This window comes from Micromonospora sp. NPDC049081, from assembly GCF_040648835.1.
In the GTDB taxonomy this organism is placed as follows: Bacteria; Actinomycetota; Actinomycetes; order Mycobacteriales; family Micromonosporaceae; genus Micromonospora; species Micromonospora antibiotica.
Genome location: NZ_JBEZEK010000007.1, coordinates 125646 through 143360, shown reverse-complemented (window position 1 = coordinate 143360; position 17715 = coordinate 125646). Strand labels below are relative to the sequence as shown.

Here is a 17715-nt window from a genome sequence, read left to right as displayed (position 1 = left end):
CGACAAAGGACTACCCCGATGCAGAACGAGATCGACACCGCGCCGCCCTCCGATGACGGCATCGAACCCATCGCCATCGTCGGGCTCGCCGCCCGGCTGCCGGGTGCCGCCGACGTCGGCGAGTTCTGGCGCAACCTGGTCGACGGCGTCGAGTCGGTCACCGAGCTGAGCCGCGACGAGCAGCTCGCCCGGGGCGCGACCACCGACGAGGTCGACGACCCGGGCTGGGTGAACCGGGCCCCGCTGATCGACGGGTACGACACCTTCGACGCCGGGCTGTTCGGGATGACCAGCCGCGAGGCGGAGGTGACCGACCCGCAGCACCGGCTGTTCCTGGAGAGCTGCTACACCGCGTTGCAGGACGCCGGCTACGACCCGGCCCGCTACCCCGGGGCGGTCGGCGTGTACGCCGGCACCGGCGGCAACACCTACCTGCACCGGTACGTGCTGCGCAACAAGCGGGTCGGCGGCAACCCGCACGGGGCGGTCTCGCTGGCCACCGGCAACTCGCCCAACTACGTGGCGACCAACGTGTCGTACCGGCTGGACCTGCGCGGGCCGAGCCTGACCGTGCACACCGCCTGCTCCACCTCGCTGGTCGCCTTCCACCTGGCCTGCGAGGCGCTGCGCAACCACGAGTGCGACATGGCGTTGGCCGGCGGGGTCAACGTGGAGCTGCCGCACGTCGGCTACCTGGGCATGGACGGTTTCACCTCGCCCGACGGCCGGTGCCGCCCGTTCGACGCCGGGGCCAACGGCACGGTCTGGGGCAGCGGCGTCGGGGTGACCCTGCTCAAGCGGCTCTCCGACGCGATCGCCGACGGCGACGCGATCCGCGCGGTGGTGCTGGGCAACGCCATCAACAACGACGGCGCCGGGAAGGTCGGCTTCACCGCCCCCAGCGTCGACGGGCAGGTCGAGGCGATCGCCCAGGCGGTCGGGATGGCCGGGATCGACCCGCGCACCATCAGCTACGTCGAGGCGCACGGCACCGGCACCGCGCTGGGGGACCCGATCGAGGTGGCCGCGCTGTCGGCGGTGTTCACCCGGGACACCGCCGAGCGGGGCTGGTGCGGCATCGGCTCGGTCAAGTCCAACATCGGGCACCTCAGCCAGCCGTCCGGCATCGTCAGCGTGATCAAGACGGTGTTGGCGATGGAACACGGGCTGATCCCGCCGACGATCAACTACGAGACGCCCAACCCGGGCATCGACTTCGCCGACACCCCGTTCTACGTGGCGAACACCCTGACCAAGTGGGACACCGACGGCGGGCCACGGCGGGCCGGGGTCAGCTCGTTCGGCATCGGTGGCACCAACGCGCACGTGGTGCTCGAGGAGGCGCCGGCGGCGTACCGGACGGACCGGCGGGTCCGGCCGGCGCAGCTGCTGCACGTGTCGGCGAAGACGGCGTCGGCCCTGGACACCGCCGTGGCGCGGCTCGCCGACCACCTGGCGGCGACCACCGACGGCGGGCCGGAGCTGCTGGCCGACGTGGCGCACACGCTGCGGGTGGGCCGGCAGGAGTACCCGCACCGGGTGGCCGTGGTCGCCACCGACCTGCCCGAGGCGGTGACCGCGCTGCGTACCCCGCGCCGCCGCCAGTCCGGGGTGGTCGACGGTGCCGCGCCCCGCACCGCGTTCCTCTTCTCCGGGCAGGGTGCCCAGTACGCCGGGATGGGCGCGCAGCTCTACGCCGAGGAGCCGGCCTTCGCCGCCACCGTCGACGAGTGTGCCGCCCTGCTCCACCCGGAGCTGGGCCTGGACGTGCGGGAGCTGATCCTGGGCCGCGACCCGCAGGCGGCGGAGAAGCTCACCGAGACCCGTTACACCCAGCCGGCCCTCTTCGTCGTCGAGTACGCCCTGGCGCTGCTCTGGCAGCGGGCCGGGGTCCGCCCGGCGGCGATGATCGGCCACTCGATCGGCGAGTACGTCGCCGCCACCGTCGCCGGTGTGCTGAGCCTGCCCGACGCGCTGCGGGTGGTCGCCGCCAGGGGTCGGCTGATGCAGTCGATGCCGGCCGGGGCGATGCTGGCCGTCTCGCTCGACGAGGCGCAGGTCGCCGCCCGGCTGCCCGAGGGGCTGGCCATCGCCACCGTCAACGGCCCCGGCACCTGTGTGGTGGCCGGCGAGAGCACCGCCGTCGCCGCGTTCGCCGACAGCCTCGGCGGCAAGAACAAGAGCAAGCAGCTGCGCACCTCGCACGCGTTCCACTCGCCGATGATGGACCCCATCCTGGCGGAGTTCACCGCGTTGATGGCGACGGTGCCGCTGCGCGCGCCGGCCATCCCGTTCCTGTCCAATGTGACGGGCACCTGGATCACCGCCGAGCAGGCCACCGACCCGGCGTACTGGGCGGCGCACCTGCGTCAACCGGTGCGCTTCGGCGACTGCGTGGCGACCCTGCTCGGGGCGGGCACCTGGGCGCTGCTGGAGTGCGGGCCGGGCCGGCAACTGGCCAACCTGGCCCGGATGCAGGTCGCCAAGGGTTCCCCGCAGCAGCGGGCGTTGACCCCGCTGGGCAGCCTGCCCGGCCCCGGTGAGCCGGCCGGTGACCTGGCCGCCCTGCTCACCAGCGCCGCCGCGCTGTGGTGCGCCGGGGTCGGGGTGCGCCTCGACGCCGACCCGGCCGCCCGGCGGGTGCCGCTGCCGACGTACCCGTTCGAGCGCCGGCGTTACTGGGTCGACCCGGACCCGGTGGTGGCGGTGGCCGACGTGCCGGCGGAGACCGGTCCGCGTGCGCTGCCGCAGTGGTTCGCGGTGCCGGTGTGGCGGCAGGCCGCCGCCGACCCGGCGACCGTGCCGGCGGGCCGCTGCCTGGTGTTCGCCGCCGGTCCGCGCGCCGACGCCCTGGTCGCCGCGTTGCGGACCGCCGGTGACGACCCGGTCGTGGTACGCCCCGGCGCGGCGTTCGCGGCGGCCGACGACGGGTACCGGCTGCGCCCCGGCCACCGCGAGGACCACGACGCGCTGGTCGCGGCGTTGACCGCAGGCGGGGTGCCGGACCGGTTGGTGCACGCCTTCGCCCTGGACGGCCCGCCGGCCGGGCTCGACGCGACGGCCGCCTGGGACGCCCAGCAGCGTGGCTTCTTCGACGCCCTGCACCTGGTGCAGGCGCTCGCCGGGGCGGGGGCGACCGCCGGGGAGCAGCCGCTCACCCTCGACCTGGTCACCGCGGGCGTCGGCGACGTCACCGGTGCCGACCTGGTCCGGCCCGAGCACGCCACCCTCGCCGGTCTGGCCCGGGTGCTGCCGGCCGAACTGCCCGGCCTGGCCGTACGCCTGGTCGACGCCGACCCGGCCGACGCCGGGGTCGAGACGCTCGCCGCCGAACTGCGCCGCCCGGTGGACCCGCAGCGGGCGGAGCTGACGTTGCGCGGCACCCGCCGCTGGGTGACCGGGTACGAGCAGGTCACCGTGGCCGCCGAGGGCGAGCCGGGGGCGCTGCGCGACGGCGGCCGGTACCTGGTCACCGGTGGCCTGGGTGGCATCGGCGTCACCCTCGCCGAGGACTTCGCCCGGCGGGCCGGGGTGAAGCTGGTGCTGCTGGCCCGCTCCGGGCTGCCGCCGCGTGAGCGGTGGGACGACCACCTGGCGGTGCACGGCGGCGCGGACCGGGCCGGCCGGGCCATCGCGGCGATCCGCCGGATGGAGGCGGCCGGCGCGACGGTACGGGTGCTCGCCGCCGACGTCACCGACCCGGCCGACCTGCGTCGGGTCCGGGCCACCGTGGAGGCCGAGTTCGGCGGGCTGGACGGCATCGTGCACGCCGCCGGCCTGCCCGGCGGCGGCATGGCCGAAGTGAAGGAGCGGGCCGAGGCCGAACGCGTGCTCGCCCCTAAGCTCACCGGCACCCTCGCCCTGGCCGAGGTCTTCGGTGACCTGCCGCTGGACTTCGTGGCGCTGTGCTCCTCGATCACCTCGGTGATCGGCGGCTTCGGCCAGGTCGACTACTGCGCGGCGAACGCCTTCCTCGACGCGTTCGCCCGCTCCGGCGTCGGTTTCCGGGCCCCCGTGCTGTCGCAGAACTGGGGTGGCTGGGCGGAGGTCGGCATGGCGGTGGAGACCGCCGCGCCGGCCGCGTTCCGGGCCGCCGGCCGGGACACCGTCACCACGCCGGTGGACCACCCGGTGCTCACCACGAAGGTGGCCGGTCCGGAGTCGACGGTGCTGCACGGGCTGGTCTCCGCCGGCACCCACTGGCTGCTCGACGAGCACCGCATCGGCGGGGTGCCGGTGGTACCCGGCACCGCCCACCTGGAGTCGGTGCGGGCGGCGGTGGCCGCCGGGGTGCCCACCCCCGCACCGCAGGCCGTGGTGGAGTTGCGCGACGTGGTGTTCCTGGAGCCGTTCGCGGTGCCCGAGGGCACCGTCGCGCAGTACCGGGTCGAGCTGACCCCGGCCGAGGAGGGCGTCGACTTCGCCGTCCGCAGCCTCGCCGCCGGCCAGCTCCGCACCCATGTGCGCGGGTCGGCGGGCTGGGTCGTCGAGGCCGCCCCGGCGGCCCGGGTGCCGGTGGTCGACGGCCGACGGGTCGACGACGACGCCTCGTTCGGTCGGGGCCGTACCAGCATGCTGACCTTCGGCCCGCGCTGGGCCTCGCTGACCGAGCACCGCCTCGGCGACGGCGAGGAACTGGCCCGGATCGAGGCCCCGGAGCCGGTCCGGGCCGACCTGCCGGCGTGGGGGCTGCACCCGGCGCTGCTGGACGTGGCCACCGCGTTCGGCCGGGGCCAGGGCGACGGCACCTACCTGCCGCTGTCGTACGGGCGGATCGTGGTGCGCGGGCCGCTGCCGGCGGTGTTCCACAGCCACCTGCGGCACCGGGCCAGCGCCACCGACGAGGTGGTCGCCGCCGACCTGTCGCTGACCGACACCGAGGGCCGGGAACTCGTCGCGATCGGCGACTTCGTGCTGCGCCGCGTCGACCAGAGCGCGGTCACCGGCGGGTTGACCGGCACCGCCGACGCGGGCCCGGTCGAGCCGGCGGCCGGGGCGCTCACCGAGGACATCCGCCCGGTCGACGGCGCGGAGGCGTTCCGGCGCAGCCTCACCGCCGGTCTCGGCGCGCAGGTGGTGATCGCCACCCGCCCGGTCGAGGAGATCCGGCGGCGGGCCTCCCGGGTCACCACGGACAGCCTGGAGCAGGACCCGGAGCCGTCGGCCACCGCTCCGGCGGCGACCGGGGGCGGCTCGGCGGCCCCGCGTACCGAACTGGAGATCACCATCGCCGGGGTGTGGCGGGACGGGCTGGGGGTGGCCGAGGTCGGGGTGGACGACGACTTCTTCGCCCTCGGCGGCAACTCGCTGGTCGCGGTGCAGCTGATCGCCGCGATGCGCAAGGCGACCGGGGTCCGGCTGCCGATGCGCAGCCTCTTCGAGACCCCCACCGTGGCCGGCCTGGCCGAGCGCATCGCCCAGCTGCGGGCCGCCGCCGCCGACGAACCGGCCGCGCCGGCCACCATCCCCGCCATCCCGCGGCTACCCCGCGCCTGACGTCGAGAAACAGGAGACCACGCCATGAGCGACACGATCGCCACGCTGCCGGTGGTCGTCGAGAACGACGGCACACCCCTGACCGAGCTGATCGGCCGACGCCGGGCCGAGCTGCGCGCCGACCTCGTCGCGCACGGCGGGCTGCTGTTCCGCGGCTTCGACGTGGGCGGGGTGGACGGCTTCGACGCGGTGGTGCGGGCGTTCTCCGGCGAGCCGCTGACCTACACCGAGCGGTCCTCGCCCCGGCACGCCATCAAGGGGAAGGTCTACACCTCGACCGACTACCCGCCGGACGAGGAGATCTTCCTGCACAACGAGAACTCCTACCAGGCGCGTTGGCCGCTGACGCTGTTCTTCTACTGCCTGACCGCGCCGCAGACCCTCGGCGCGACCCCGCTGGCCGACGTGCGCCGGGTGTACGCCGAGATCGACCCGGCGGTACGCGAGGAGTTCGTCAGTCGGCGCTGGCTGCTGGTGCGTAACTTCCACGCCGACTTCGGCACCCGCTGGCAGGACGTCTTCGGCACCGACGACCGGGCGCAGGTGCAGGCGTACGCGGCGGCGAACCGGATCGAGCTGGAGTGGGTGGGCAAGGACGGGCTACGGACCCGGGCGGTACGCGACGTGGTGCACCACCGGCCCGGCTCTGACACCCCGCGCTGGTTCAACCACGCCACCTTCTTCCACCTGAGCACCCTGCCGAAGGACTACCAGGAGGGGCTGCTGGCGATGTTCGGCCCCGAGGGGCTGCCGGCGAACACCTACTACGGCGACGGCGGCGAGATCCCCGCCGACGTGCTGGACCACCTGCGGGCCGCGTACCGGGCGGCCAGCGTCCGCTTCGACTACCAGCGCGACGACGTGCTGGTGGTCGACAACATGACCGCCGCGCACGGGCGGGAGCCGTTCACCGGCCCCCGCAAGATCGCCGTCGCGATGGCCGAACCGCACACCCCCGACACCGCTGGAGCGAACTGATGGCCGACACCCGATTCCTGGTCGTGCGCAACGACGAGGAGCAGTACTCGATCTGGGCGGCCGACCGCGACCTGCCCGCCGGGTGGCACGACGCGGGCTTCGCCGGCAGCCGCGAGGAATGCCTGGCTCACGTCGACGAGGTCTGGACCGACATGCGTCCGCGTTCGGTACGGGAGCAGACGGCATGACCCGCGAGTGGACCTTCCCCGCCTCGTTCGCCCAGGAGCGGGTCTGGATCGCCAACCAGCTCGACCCGGCGTCGCCGGTCTACAACGTCTCGATGCCGTGCCGGTTCCCGGCGGGGCTGGACGTCGACGCGGTGACCGGCGTGTTCGACCAGGTCGTCGCCCGGCACGAGGCGCTGCGGACCTACCTGCGGGTCGACGACGGCAACCTGGTGCAGGTGGTCCGGGAGCACCAGCCGACCCGGCTGCCCACCGACGACCTGCGGGAACTGCCCGAGCAGGAACGCGCGCAACGCTACGCGGCGCTCTGCGTCGAGCTGGCCCGCACGCCGATCCCGCTGGACGCGCCGCCGCTGTGGCGGGCCCGGTTGGTGCGTCTCGGTGAGGCGTGGACGCTGCTGCTGGTGGTGCACCACGCGGTCTTCGACAGCCACTCGGCGGTGCTGTTCGACGCCGAGATCGCCGCGTTCGCGCAGGCCGCGTCGACCGGTGCGCCGGCCGCCGTGCCGGAGCTGCCCATCCAGTACGCCGACTTCGCGGCCTGGCAGCGCGACCAGCTCACCGGCGCGGAACTGGCGCGGCAGCTCGCCTTCTGGACCGGTCACCTGGCCGGGGCACCGGCGGTCACCGGCCTGCCGCTGGACCGGCCCCGCCCGGCACAGCTCGGCTTCGCCGGGGACGAGGTGCGTTTCGACCTGCCCGACGGGCTGCTCGACCGGGTCGGCCGGCTGGCCGGCGGATCGGCGGCCACCCCGTACATGGTGCTGCTGGCGGGTTTCGCGGCGCTGCTGTCGCGGATCTCCGGCGACACCGACGTGGTGGTCGGGGTCTCCACCGCGGGCCGCGACACCGCCGAGTTGACCTCGCTGATCGGCATGTTCGTCAACCCGGTGGCGTTGCGCTGCGACGTGGGCGGTGACCCGTCCTTCGTCGACCTGCTGGGGCGGGTCCGCGACGCGATGGTCGACGCCCTCGACCACGGGCAGACCCCGTTCCAGCGGATCGTCGAGGCGGTCGCCCCGGAGCGGGACCCGTCGGTGCAGCCGGTCTTCCAGACCGCGCTGAACTTCATCCCCGGTTCCGGGCTGGACCTGGTGCAGCTGGGCACCACCAAGGATGACCTGGCCTTCGACATCACCACCGGGGAGAGCCGGCTGGTCTACCGCACCGACCTGTTCGACCGGTCCACCGCCGAGACGGTCGTGGCCCGTTACGTCCGGCTGCTCGACGCGGCGGTCACCGACCCGCAGCAGCCGGTGTCCGCGCTGCCGCTGCTCGCCGACGCGGAACGCGACCTGGTGCTCGGCGACTGGGCGGGGACCGGGCTTGCCGGTGCGTCGTCCACCGTGGTCGACGAGGTGCAGCGGCAGGTGGCGGCCACCCCGGACGCCACCGCGCTGGTCTGCGACGACGTCAGCCTCACCTACGCCCGGCTCAACGCCGCCGCGAACCGGCTGGCCCGGGTGCTGGTGGGCCGGGGCGTCGGCCCGGAGACCCGGGTGGCGCTGGCCCTGCCGCGCGGCCCGCAGTTGCTGGTGGCGATCCTCGCCGTACTCAAGGCCGGGGGCGCGTACGTGCCGGTGGACACCGGTTACCCGGCGGGCCGGATCGGTTACCTGCTCACCGACGCCGCACCCGCGCTGGTGCTGGCCGTGGCGGAGACCGCCCCCCTGGTGCCGGCGGACGCGCTGCTGCTCGACGGGGTGCTCGACGTCGACCCGACCCCCGTCGACGCCGGTGTGGCCGGTGCCGACCCGGCCCGGGGCGAGGCCGACCTCACCGACACCGACCTCACCGACACCGACCGGGTCGCGCCCTTGCGCCCGGAGCACCCCGGTTACGTGCTCTACACCTCCGGTTCGACCGGCCGGCCCAAGGGTGTGGTGGTGGAGCACCGGGCGATCACGGCCTACCTGGCCTGGGCCCGGGACACCTACCCGGGGCTGTCCGGCACCGCGCTGCTGCACTCGCCGGTCTCGTTCGACCTGACGGTGACGGGGCTGCTCGGCCCGCTCACCGCCGGGGGCACCGTCCGGCTGGCCGGGATCGACTCCCCGGCGGCCCGGACGGGTGGGCGGCCGACGTTCCTCAAGGTCACCCCGAGCCACCTGCCGCTGCTGGAGGAGGCCCTGTCGCCCACCACCGACCTGGTGATCGGCGGTGAGGCGCTCACCGGTGAGCAGCTCGCCGACTGGCGGGCCACGCACCCGGACGTGGCGGTGGTCAACGAGTACGGCCCCACCGAGGCGACCGTCGGCTGTGTCGCCGCCCGGCTCGCCCCCGGGCAGCCGGTGCCCGCCGGCCCGGTGTCGATCGGCCGGCCCACCGCCACCAGCCGGGTGTACCTGCTCGACGCCGCGGGGCAGCCGGTCCCGCCGGGGGTGGTCGGTGAGCTGTACGTCGCCGGTGACCAGCTCGCCCGGGGCTACCTGGGCCGGCCCGGCCTGACCGCCGAGCGGTTCCTGCCCTGCCCGTACGGCCCGCCGGGGCAGCGGATGTACCGCACCGGTGACCTGGCCCGGTGGCGGGCCGACGGCACCCTCGACTACCTGGGTCGCCGCGACGACCAGGTCAAGGTGCGCGGGATGCGCATCGAGCTGGGCGAGATCGAGGCGGCGATGCGGGAGCACCCGGAGGTCCGGGAGGCGGCGGTGGCCGTGCGCACCGACTCGGGGGAGCCGACCCTGGTCGGTTACCACGTCGGCACCGCCGAGGAGGCGCACCTCGCCGCCGAGCTGGCCCGGGAGTTGCCGGCGCACCTGGTGCCGGCCGCGTTCGTCCGGCTCGACGCGTTGCCGTTGACCCCGAACGGCAAGCTGGACCGGGCCGCGCTGCCCGCCCCGCCGGAGTCCGTGGCCGGCGACGGCTACGTGCCGCCGCGCACCGACGCCGAGACCCTGGTCGCCGAGGTGTACGCCGACATCCTCCAGGTGGAGAAGGTCGGCGCGCTCGACGACTTCTTCGCCCTCGGCGGCAACTCGCTGCGCGGCATGCGGGCGATGGCCCGGATCCGGGCCGAGGTGGACGTCGACCTGCCGATGCGGGCGCTGTTCGGCAGCCCCGTGGTGGCCGACCTGGCCGCCCAGATCGAGGCGCAGATCGCCGCCGAACTGGACGACCTTTCCGAGACCGAGGTCGCCGCGCTGTTGGCGGCGGATAAGGACACTTCCGCATGACGGACCTGAAGGATTCCCGGGACGCCGCCCGGGCGGCACTGATCGCCCAACGGTTACGCCGACGGCAGGCCACCCCCGCCGCCCGCGTCACGCCGCGCCCCGAGGGTGTCGAGGTGCCGCTGTCGTACGCCCAGGAGCGGGTCTGGTTCATGGACCAGCTCGCCCCCGGCGAGGCGGCGTACCACATCGCGGTGCCGTTGCGGGTGCGTGGCCCGCTCGACGTCACGGCGCTGCGCGCCGCCCTCGCCGCGCTGACCGCCCGGCACGAGTCGCTGCGCAGCCGGTTCCCCGCCGACGCCGACGGCAAGCCGACCGTGGTGGTCGCCGACACCGTCGAGGTGCCGTTGACGGTGGTCGACGCCCCCGACGAGCGGGCCGCGCGGGAGCTGGTGGAGGCGGCCTCGCTCGCGCCGTTCGACCTGGCGGCCGGGCCGCTGCTGCGGGCGCTGCTGATCCGGCTGGCCGCCGACGACCACGTGCTGTTCCTCAGCAAGCACCACATCGTCGGTGACGGCTGGTCGGTCGACGTGCTGCTGCGCGACCTGATCACCGCCTACCGGGGCGGTGAGCTGCCCACCCTGCCGGTGCAGTACGGCGACTTCGCCGTCTGGGAGGCGCAGGAGCTGGCCGGCCCGGCGGCCCGGTCGCACCTGGACTGGTGGAAGTCCCGGCTGGCCGGGATCACCCCGCTGGAGCTGCCGCTGGACCGGCCCCGCCCGGCCACCCAGACCTACCGGGGCGACTTCGTCGAGTTCCGGCTGACCCCGGCGGAGACCGAGCGGCTGACCACCCTCACCCGGGCGGCCGGCGGCACCCTGTTCATGACGCTGCTCGCCGCCTACCAGGTCTTCCTGGCCCGGCACGCCGGCCAGGAGGACTTCGCGGTCGGCGCGTCGGTGGCCGGCCGGTCCGCCCCGGAGCTGGAGGACCTCGTCGGCATGTTCATCAACATGCTGCCGTTGCGGGCCGAGTTGGGCGGTGACCCGACCTTCTCCGAGCTGCTGGAACGCACCCGGCGCAGCGTGCTCGACGGTTTCGAGCACGCCGAGGTGCCGTTCGCGCGGGTGGTCCACGAGCTGGGCCTGCCCCGCGACGTCAGCCGGTCACCGGTGTTCCAGGCCATGTTCGTGTTGCAGAACTACGAGATGGGCCGGTTCACCGAGGTCTCCGACGCCACCGACGTGACGTTCGACTGGACCCCGATGGAGCTGCGGGCCACCCGGTTCGACTTCGAGCTGCACGCCGTGGAGACCGTCAACGGGCTCTGGGGCAAGCTGGTCTTCAACACCGACCTGTTCGACCGGGCCACCGTGGACCGGATGGCCGACCGCTGGGGCGCCCTGTTGCGCGCGGTGGCGGCCACCCCGGACGTGCCGGTCTCGGCGTTGGACCTGCTCCCCGCCGACGAGCGGGCGTTGCTGGCGTCCTGGAACGACACCACCGCCGACTTCCCGGCCGCCGAGACGCTGCACGGCCCGATCGAGGCGGCAGCGGCGGCGACCCCGGACGCGGTGGCCGTCACCATCGAGGGTGTCTCGACGACGTACGCGCAGCTCAACGCCGCGGCGAACCGGGTGGCGCACCGGCTGCGGGCGGCCGGCGTCGGCCCGGAGACCCTGGTCGGGGTCTGCGCGGAACGCTCCGTGGAGCTGGTCGCCGGCCTGCTCGGGGTGCTCAAGGCCGGTGGGGCGTACCTGCCGCTGGACCCGGAGTATCCGGCTGACCGGTTGGCCTTCATGCTGACCGACGCCGCCGCGCCGGTGGTGCTGGTGCAGGAGCAGCTGCGCGACGTGCTGCCCACCGTCGACGCGACGGTGCTGGCCCTGGACGACCCGACCCTCTGGGCCGACCAGCCGCAGACCGACCCGGCCCCGCTGGCCGGCCCGGAACACCTGGCGTACGTGATCTACACGTCGGGGTCGACGGGTCGCCCGAAGGGGGTGCCGAACACCCACCGGGGCATCGTCAACCGGCTCGACTGGATGCAGAAGACCTACCGGCTCGACGCCGACGACGCGGTGTTGCAGAAGACCCCGGCCAGCTTCGACGTGTCGGTGTGGGAGTTCTTCTGGCCGCTGCGGACCGGTGCCCGGCTGGTGCTGGCCAAGCCCGGCGGTCACAAGGACGCCGGTTACCTGCGTGACGTGCTGGTGGCCGAGCGGGTCACCACCGCCCACTTCGTCCCGTCGATGCTGACGGTGTTCCTGGCCGAGGAGGGGGTGGAGGCGGCCACCGCGCTGCGGCGGGTGATCTGCTCCGGTGAGGAGCTGCCGCTGGCCTCGGCGGTCGACTTCACCGCCCGGTTGCCGCACTGCGCACTGCACAACCTGTACGGCCCGACCGAGGCGGCGATCGACGTCAGCGCCTGGCACTGCGACCCGGCGCTGCTGGCCGGGTTGACCGGTGTGCCGATCGGTGGGCCCATCGCCAACCTGCGGCTGCACGTGCTCGACCCGGCCGGTCGGGAGTGCCCGGTCGGGGTGGCCGGTGAGCTGCACATCGGCGGGGTGGGGCTGGCCCGGGGCTACCACCTGCGGCCGGCGCTGACCGCCGAACGTTTCGTGCCGGACCCGTTCTCCGGTGAGCCGGGCGCCCGGCTGTACCGCACCGGTGACCTGGCCCGCTGGGTGCCCGACCCGGCGGGGCCGACGACCGGGGCCGAACCGGCCGGCGTGATCGAGTTCCTGGGCCGCATCGACCACCAGGTCAAGCTGCGCGGTCTGCGCATCGAGCTGGGCGAGATCGAGAGCGCCCTGCGCGAGCAGGCCGGGGTGGCCGAGGCGGCGGTGATCGTCCGCGAGGACAGCCCGGGCGACAAGCGGCTCACCGCCTACCTGGTGGGCGGGGCCGAGCACGCCGCGCTGAAGTCGGCGCTGAAGGAGACGCTGCCGGAGTACATGGTGCCGGCCGCGTTCGTCACCCTGGACGCGTTGCCGCTGACCCCGAACGGCAAGCTCGACCGCAAGGCGTTGCCCGCGCCGGTGGTCACCCGCGAGGCGTCGGTGGCCCTGGTCGAGCCGCGCGACGACACCGAGCGGCTGCTCGCCGGGATCTGGTCGGAGGTGCTGGGCGTGCCGACGCTCGGCATCGACGACGACTTCTTCGACCTGGGCGGGCACTCGATGCTCGCCACCCAGGTGGTGGCGAAGATCCGCCGGGCCGAGCACGGCGGCCGGGCGGTCGGCGTGATGGACCTGTTCCAGCAGCGCACCATCCGGGAACTGGCCGCGTTCATGACCGGTGACGCCGCGGCGGCCGGCCCGCGTCGGCTGCTCTACGAGCTGACCAAGCCGATCCCGGCCGGTAGGCGGGTGCTCAGCTACGTCTGCGTCCCGTACGGCGGCGGCAGCGCCATCGTCTACCAGCCGCTGGCCGACGCGTTGCCCGCCGGGCACGCCCTGTGGTCGCTGGCCATCCCCGGCCACGACGTCGGGTTGACCGAGGACGCCCTGCCGTTCGACGAGCTGACCAGCCGGGTGGCCGCCGAGATCGTGGAGCGGATCGACGGTCCGTTGGCCCTCTACGGTCACTGCGGGGTGGGCAGCGCCATCGTCGCCGAGGTGGCCCGCAAGGTGGAGGCCGCCGGGCGGGAGCTGGAGGTCGTCTACATCGGGGCGATGTTCCCGTTCGCCCGGCCGAAGGGCGCCTTCGCGGCGTTGCGCAACCGGCTGGAGCAGCTCAGCAGCAACCGGCACTACGCGAGCTGGCTCAAGAGCATGGGGGTGGACACCGACGAGCTGGAGCCGGAGCAGGCCGACCGGATCATCAGCAACATGCGGGCCGACTCCCGCGCGTCGGAGGAGTACTTCACCGGGCTGCTCGACCGGGGCGCGGAGAAGCTGCGTGCGCCGATCGTCTCGGTGGTCGGCTCCGAGGACCCGGTGACCGACTACCACGCCGAGCGGTACGCGGAGTGGCAGTTCCTCAGCGACACCCTCGGTCTGGTGGTGCTCGACCAGGCCGGGCACTTCTTCCTCAAGTACCGGGCCGACGAGCTGGCCGAGATCGTCACCCAGGTGCACCCGGCGGTACGGGCCGGCGACGTGACGGCGCTCGGCCCGGCGGCCCGGGGTGAGGACGCCGGCTGGGTGGTCGCCGACCACCAGCGTGTCGGCGACGCCGACGGGCCCGCCCCGGCGGTGGTGAAGCCCAGCATGGCCCGGTTCGTCGCGGTCACCGCCGGGCAGCTGGTCTCCACCACCGGTTCGGCGTTGACCGCGTTCGCCCTGCCGATCTGGTTGTTCACCCGGACCGGCTCGGTGGCCGACCTGGGTCTGTTGTGGGCGTTGGCGCTGATCTGCGGGGTGCTGATGCTGCCGGTGGCCGGCGCGCTCACCGACCGGATCAGCCGGCGACGGATCATGATGATCGCCAGCTGCGTCTCCGGCACCATCCAGCTGGTGCTGGCCGCCCTGCTCTGGACCGACAACCTCGCCCTGTGGCACATCTACGGGCTGGTGGCGTTGAGTCAGGTGGCCGGGTCGTTCCAACGGATCGCCTTCCAGTCGGCGGTGCCGCAGCTGGTGCCGAAGCGCTACCTGGGGCACGCGATGGGCATCACCCAGCTCTCCAGCGGTTTCGCGATGCTGCTGATGCCGGTCTTCGCGGCCGGCCTGCTCGCCGCGATCGGCCTCAAGGGCATCCTGCTGATCGACGTGGCGAGCTACCTGGTGGCGGTGCTGACGCTGGCCGTGGTCCGCTTCCCCGACCTGCTCGGCTGGCGGCCCCGGGAACGGCTGCTGGTGGCGATCGCCAACGGTCTGCGCTACTCGTGGCGGCACAAGGGTTTCCGGCTGATGCTCGGCTACTTCGCGCTGGGCAACGTCTTCCTCGCCCCGGCGCTGGTGCTCACCACCCCGCTGGTGCTGTCGTTCGGCACCGCCACCCAGGTGGCGCAGGTGGCGCTGGCCGAGGCGATCGGCGCGGTGGCCGGCGGGGTGCTGATGTCGCTGTGGGGTGGGCCCCGGCAGCGGCGCATGATCGGGGTGCTGATCGGCAACCTGGGCACCGCCGTCGGGTGCCTGCTGATCGGCCTCGACGCCTCCGTCGTCATGATCGCCTTCGGGGCGTTCTGGCTGGCCATGGCGATGACCACCGCCCAGTCGATCTACGCCACGATCGTGCAGGTCAAGGTGCCGCAGCGGTTCCACGGCCGGGTGTTCAGCCTGAACCAGACGATCTCCTGGTCGACCCTGCCGATCGGTTTCGCGCTGCTCGCCCCGGGCGCGACGGCCCTGTTCGAGCCGATGCTCGCCGACGGCGGCACGCTCGCCGGTTCGGTGGGCGCGGTGATCGGGACCGGTCCGGGTCGGGGCATCGGCTTCGCGTACGTCTGCTTCGGGTTGGCCCTGGTGCTGATCACGCTCGGTGGGTTCGCGATCCGGATGCTGCGCCGCTTCGACATCGAGGTGCCCGACTCGCTTCCCGACGACCTGATCGGGGCGCAGGAGCGGCAGCGGCGGCTCGCCGAGCGGGCGAAGACCCGCCCGGAACCGGCGTCGGTGGCCGGCTGAACACCCGCGCGGGCACGGCGACACCCGTCGTGCCCGCGCGAGCGCGGGACCCCCGACCGCGGCGGGTCCCCGGGGACGGTGCCGCCTCGGGGACGAACGTCGCGGTCGGGCCTGGTCGCCGCCGCCGGATCTCGGCAGCGCCGACGCCGGTCAGAGCCGGTCGACGCCGGTCACCAGGACTCGACCGGGTCGACGAGGTCGGTGTCAGACGGTTCCCGGGGCTCGGCCACCCAGGCGGAGAAGACCGGCAGCCCGTGCCACGGCCCGGGTTCCCCGTCCCGGTGGTCGGTGGCCACCGCCAGCACCGCGTACGGGTGCCCGAACCGCAGCTCGGCGGTCCGCCGGACCCCCTCCGGCGGGAGGCTGGTCAGGGCGAACGCCCCGGTCACGGCGGCGGCCTCGAAGCCGTACCGGCCGTAGTGGGCCACCGTCGCCTGTCGGGCCTCGACGCCCACGTCTATGCCGAGCAGCCCACCCAGCGCCCGCCCCACCGCCGCGAACCCCAACCCGGGGGCGGTCAGGTCGTGTTCATCGTGCGCCGACCAGCAGGGCAGCACCGCCCGGTGGCGTTCCTCCCGGCCGCCTCTGGCGGCGGTGCGCACCGATTCCTCGCGCAGCGTCCCGAGCGGTCCCACTCCCAGCGGCAGGTCGAACAGCGACCGCCGGCCCGGTTCCCCGTCCACCGCCGCGCCGGCCAGCGCGTAGCCGGCGGCGAGCACGTCGGCCGGGGGGACCGCCGGGTCGGCGAGCACCGAGAGCACCAGCAGCCCGCCCCCGTCGCGTTCCACCGCGCCGGCGGCGTGCACGGCGACGTCACCGGCCGGTCCGGTCGCCGCGATCCAGACCCGGTGCCCGTGTTCCGGGCTGCGCAGCGCCCGGGCCAGCCGCCCGGCCCACCCGCTGTCCGGGGCACCCCGGTCGGCGGACCCCGCCGGCCCGGCCGGCCGGTGCCCGGGGCCGGCGTCGCCCCCCGGCCCGGCCCGCCCGTGCGCCTGGTCGGGGCGGGGTACCGTGCCCGGTCGGCGTTCGTCGCCGGGCAGGTCCGCCGCGCCCGGGCCGAGCATCGCGCCGGGCACCAGGTCGAACGGGGTGGCCCAGGAGATCCGGGTGGCGAGGGCGCCGGCCAGCGCCAGCAGCACCCGGGGGGAGACGGTCAGCGGGAACCGGTCGATCAGCCCCAGGGTGTGCTCGCGGGCCCAGGCGTCCAGGCCCGCCTGGTCGGGCAGCGGCCCGCTGGCGGTGGCCCGGGGCAGTCCGTCGGTCCAGCCGGCGAGCTTCCCGGTGTCCGCGCCGGGGCGGTGCCAGAGCGCGGTGGCCGACGGCACCAGCGGGTGCGGGCGGTCCAACAGGGCGGCGGCCGTCGCCGCGGCGGCCTCCCCGTCGACGCCCAACACCTCGGCCAGCTCGGCCCGGACCGCGCCGGTGGCGGCCGGCGCGGCGAGCGCCAGCAGCAGCCAGGCACCGAGCGGGGAGGCGACGTGGTGCCGGTCGCCGAGTTCGGCGTGCAGCCGGGCGGCGTACCGGGCCAGTGGGGTGTACGGGATCGTCGTCATGCCCCCACTGTGCCCACCGTTCGCGCCCGCGGCACCCCGGTCAGGACCACAGTTCGAACGGTTCGTCGATCTGCTCGCCGGCGAGGAAACCGGTGAGCAGCTCGGGCAGCCGGCCCGGATAGAACCGGGCGGTGCTGGTGACGATCTCGTCGGGCGGCCACCAGCGGAACCCGAAGTAGTCCTCCACCTCGTAGTCGAGCCGGTCGGCGCCGTCGATGTCCGGGGCGGCGGCGTCGAGGCGTACCGTCAGCACCACCTCGTCCTGGACGTGGCGCAACCGGCGGTGGATGAAACTGGCCCGCCGCCGCCAGGTGGGCGGGCCGAGCTGCGCGGCGGCGACGACGAACCCGGTCTCCTCCCGCAGTTCGCGCAGGGCGGTCTCGGGGTACGTCTCGCCGGGGTCGACGCCCCCGCCGGGCAGCTCCCACCAGGTGCCCAGCCGGGGGTGTTCCGGGTCGCGGGTGTGGAACAGCAGGATCAGGCCGTCGAGGTCGCGGACCACCAGCCGGACGGCGGTGCGTTCGATGACCGGCAGGTCCCGGGGCAGTTCGGTCATGGGCCTCCCTCGACGGGGCACCGTCGGGGCGGCGGCGGTGCGACGATGGCGATCATGGCGGAGCTCTTCGGTGAGGTGGCGGGCGACTACGACGAGATCCGGCCGGGCTACCCGGCCGCCCTCGCCGCCACCATCCTCGCCTATCACGGCGGACCACCCAGCCGGCTGGTCGAGGTCGGCGCGGGCACCGGCCTGGCCACCGCGCTGCTGCGCGACCTCGCTGCGGCCGCCGCCGCTGCCGGCCCGGCCCGGCCGGCG

Annotated in this window: 7 protein-coding genes and 1 pseudogene; 6 read left to right on the top strand and 2 right to left on the bottom strand. The window is 74.6% G+C overall.

Annotation, left to right across the window (positions count from 1 at the left end; genetic code table 11):
• Nucleotides 1-18: 18 nt before the first annotated feature.
• The 5 genes from AB0B63_RS13410 to AB0B63_RS13390 are packed head-to-tail and all read left to right on the top strand — an operon-like array spanning nt 19 to nt 15348.
• Entirely contained in the window at nt 19-5496 is a 5478-nt protein-coding gene (locus AB0B63_RS13410) for an SDR family NAD(P)-dependent oxidoreductase (protein ID WP_357017910.1), read from the top strand.
• Between the two features lie 24 nt (nt 5497-5520).
• Nucleotides 5521-6474, top strand: coding sequence for a TauD/TfdA family dioxygenase (locus tag AB0B63_RS13405; protein ID WP_357017907.1), 954 nt, complete (start codon nt 5521-5523; stop codon nt 6472-6474).
• A complete protein-coding gene (locus AB0B63_RS13400; protein WP_208566379.1) occupies nt 6474-6662 on the top strand; it encodes an MbtH family protein in 189 nt (62 codons plus the stop codon). Before AB0B63_RS13405 ends, AB0B63_RS13400 begins: the two co-directional genes overlap by 1 nt.
• Nucleotides 6659-9835: an amino acid adenylation domain-containing protein gene (locus AB0B63_RS13395; RefSeq protein ID WP_357017903.1), complete on the top strand. Its 3177-nt coding sequence runs from the start codon at nt 6659-6661 to the stop codon at nt 9833-9835. The genes AB0B63_RS13400 and AB0B63_RS13395 overlap by 4 nt, the downstream gene beginning before the upstream one ends.
• A complete protein-coding gene (locus AB0B63_RS13390; RefSeq protein WP_357017900.1) occupies nt 9832-15348 on the top strand; it encodes an amino acid adenylation domain-containing protein in 5517 nt (1838 codons plus the stop codon). Before AB0B63_RS13395 ends, AB0B63_RS13390 begins: the two co-directional genes overlap by 4 nt.
• 170 nt (nt 15349-15518) lie before the next feature.
• Here the strand turns inward: AB0B63_RS13390 and AB0B63_RS13385 are convergent, their stop codons facing one another.
• Together AB0B63_RS13385 and AB0B63_RS13380 are read right to left on the bottom strand one after the other, a co-directional pair.
• Nucleotides 15519-16901, bottom strand: a complete 1383-nt coding sequence (locus tag AB0B63_RS13385; RefSeq protein ID WP_357017897.1) for a hypothetical protein — start codon at nt 16899-16901, stop codon at nt 15519-15521.
• Nucleotides 16902-16941: 40 nt separating this feature from the next.
• Entirely contained in the window at nt 16942-17457 is a 516-nt protein-coding gene (locus tag AB0B63_RS13380) for an NUDIX domain-containing protein (RefSeq protein WP_208566375.1), read from the bottom strand.
• A gap of 54 nt (nt 17458-17511) precedes the next feature.
• On the opposite strand from AB0B63_RS13380, the pseudogene AB0B63_RS13375 reads away from it, so the two are divergent.
• Nucleotides 17512-17715: pseudogene (locus AB0B63_RS13375) on the top strand (hypothetical protein); the annotation flags it as partial.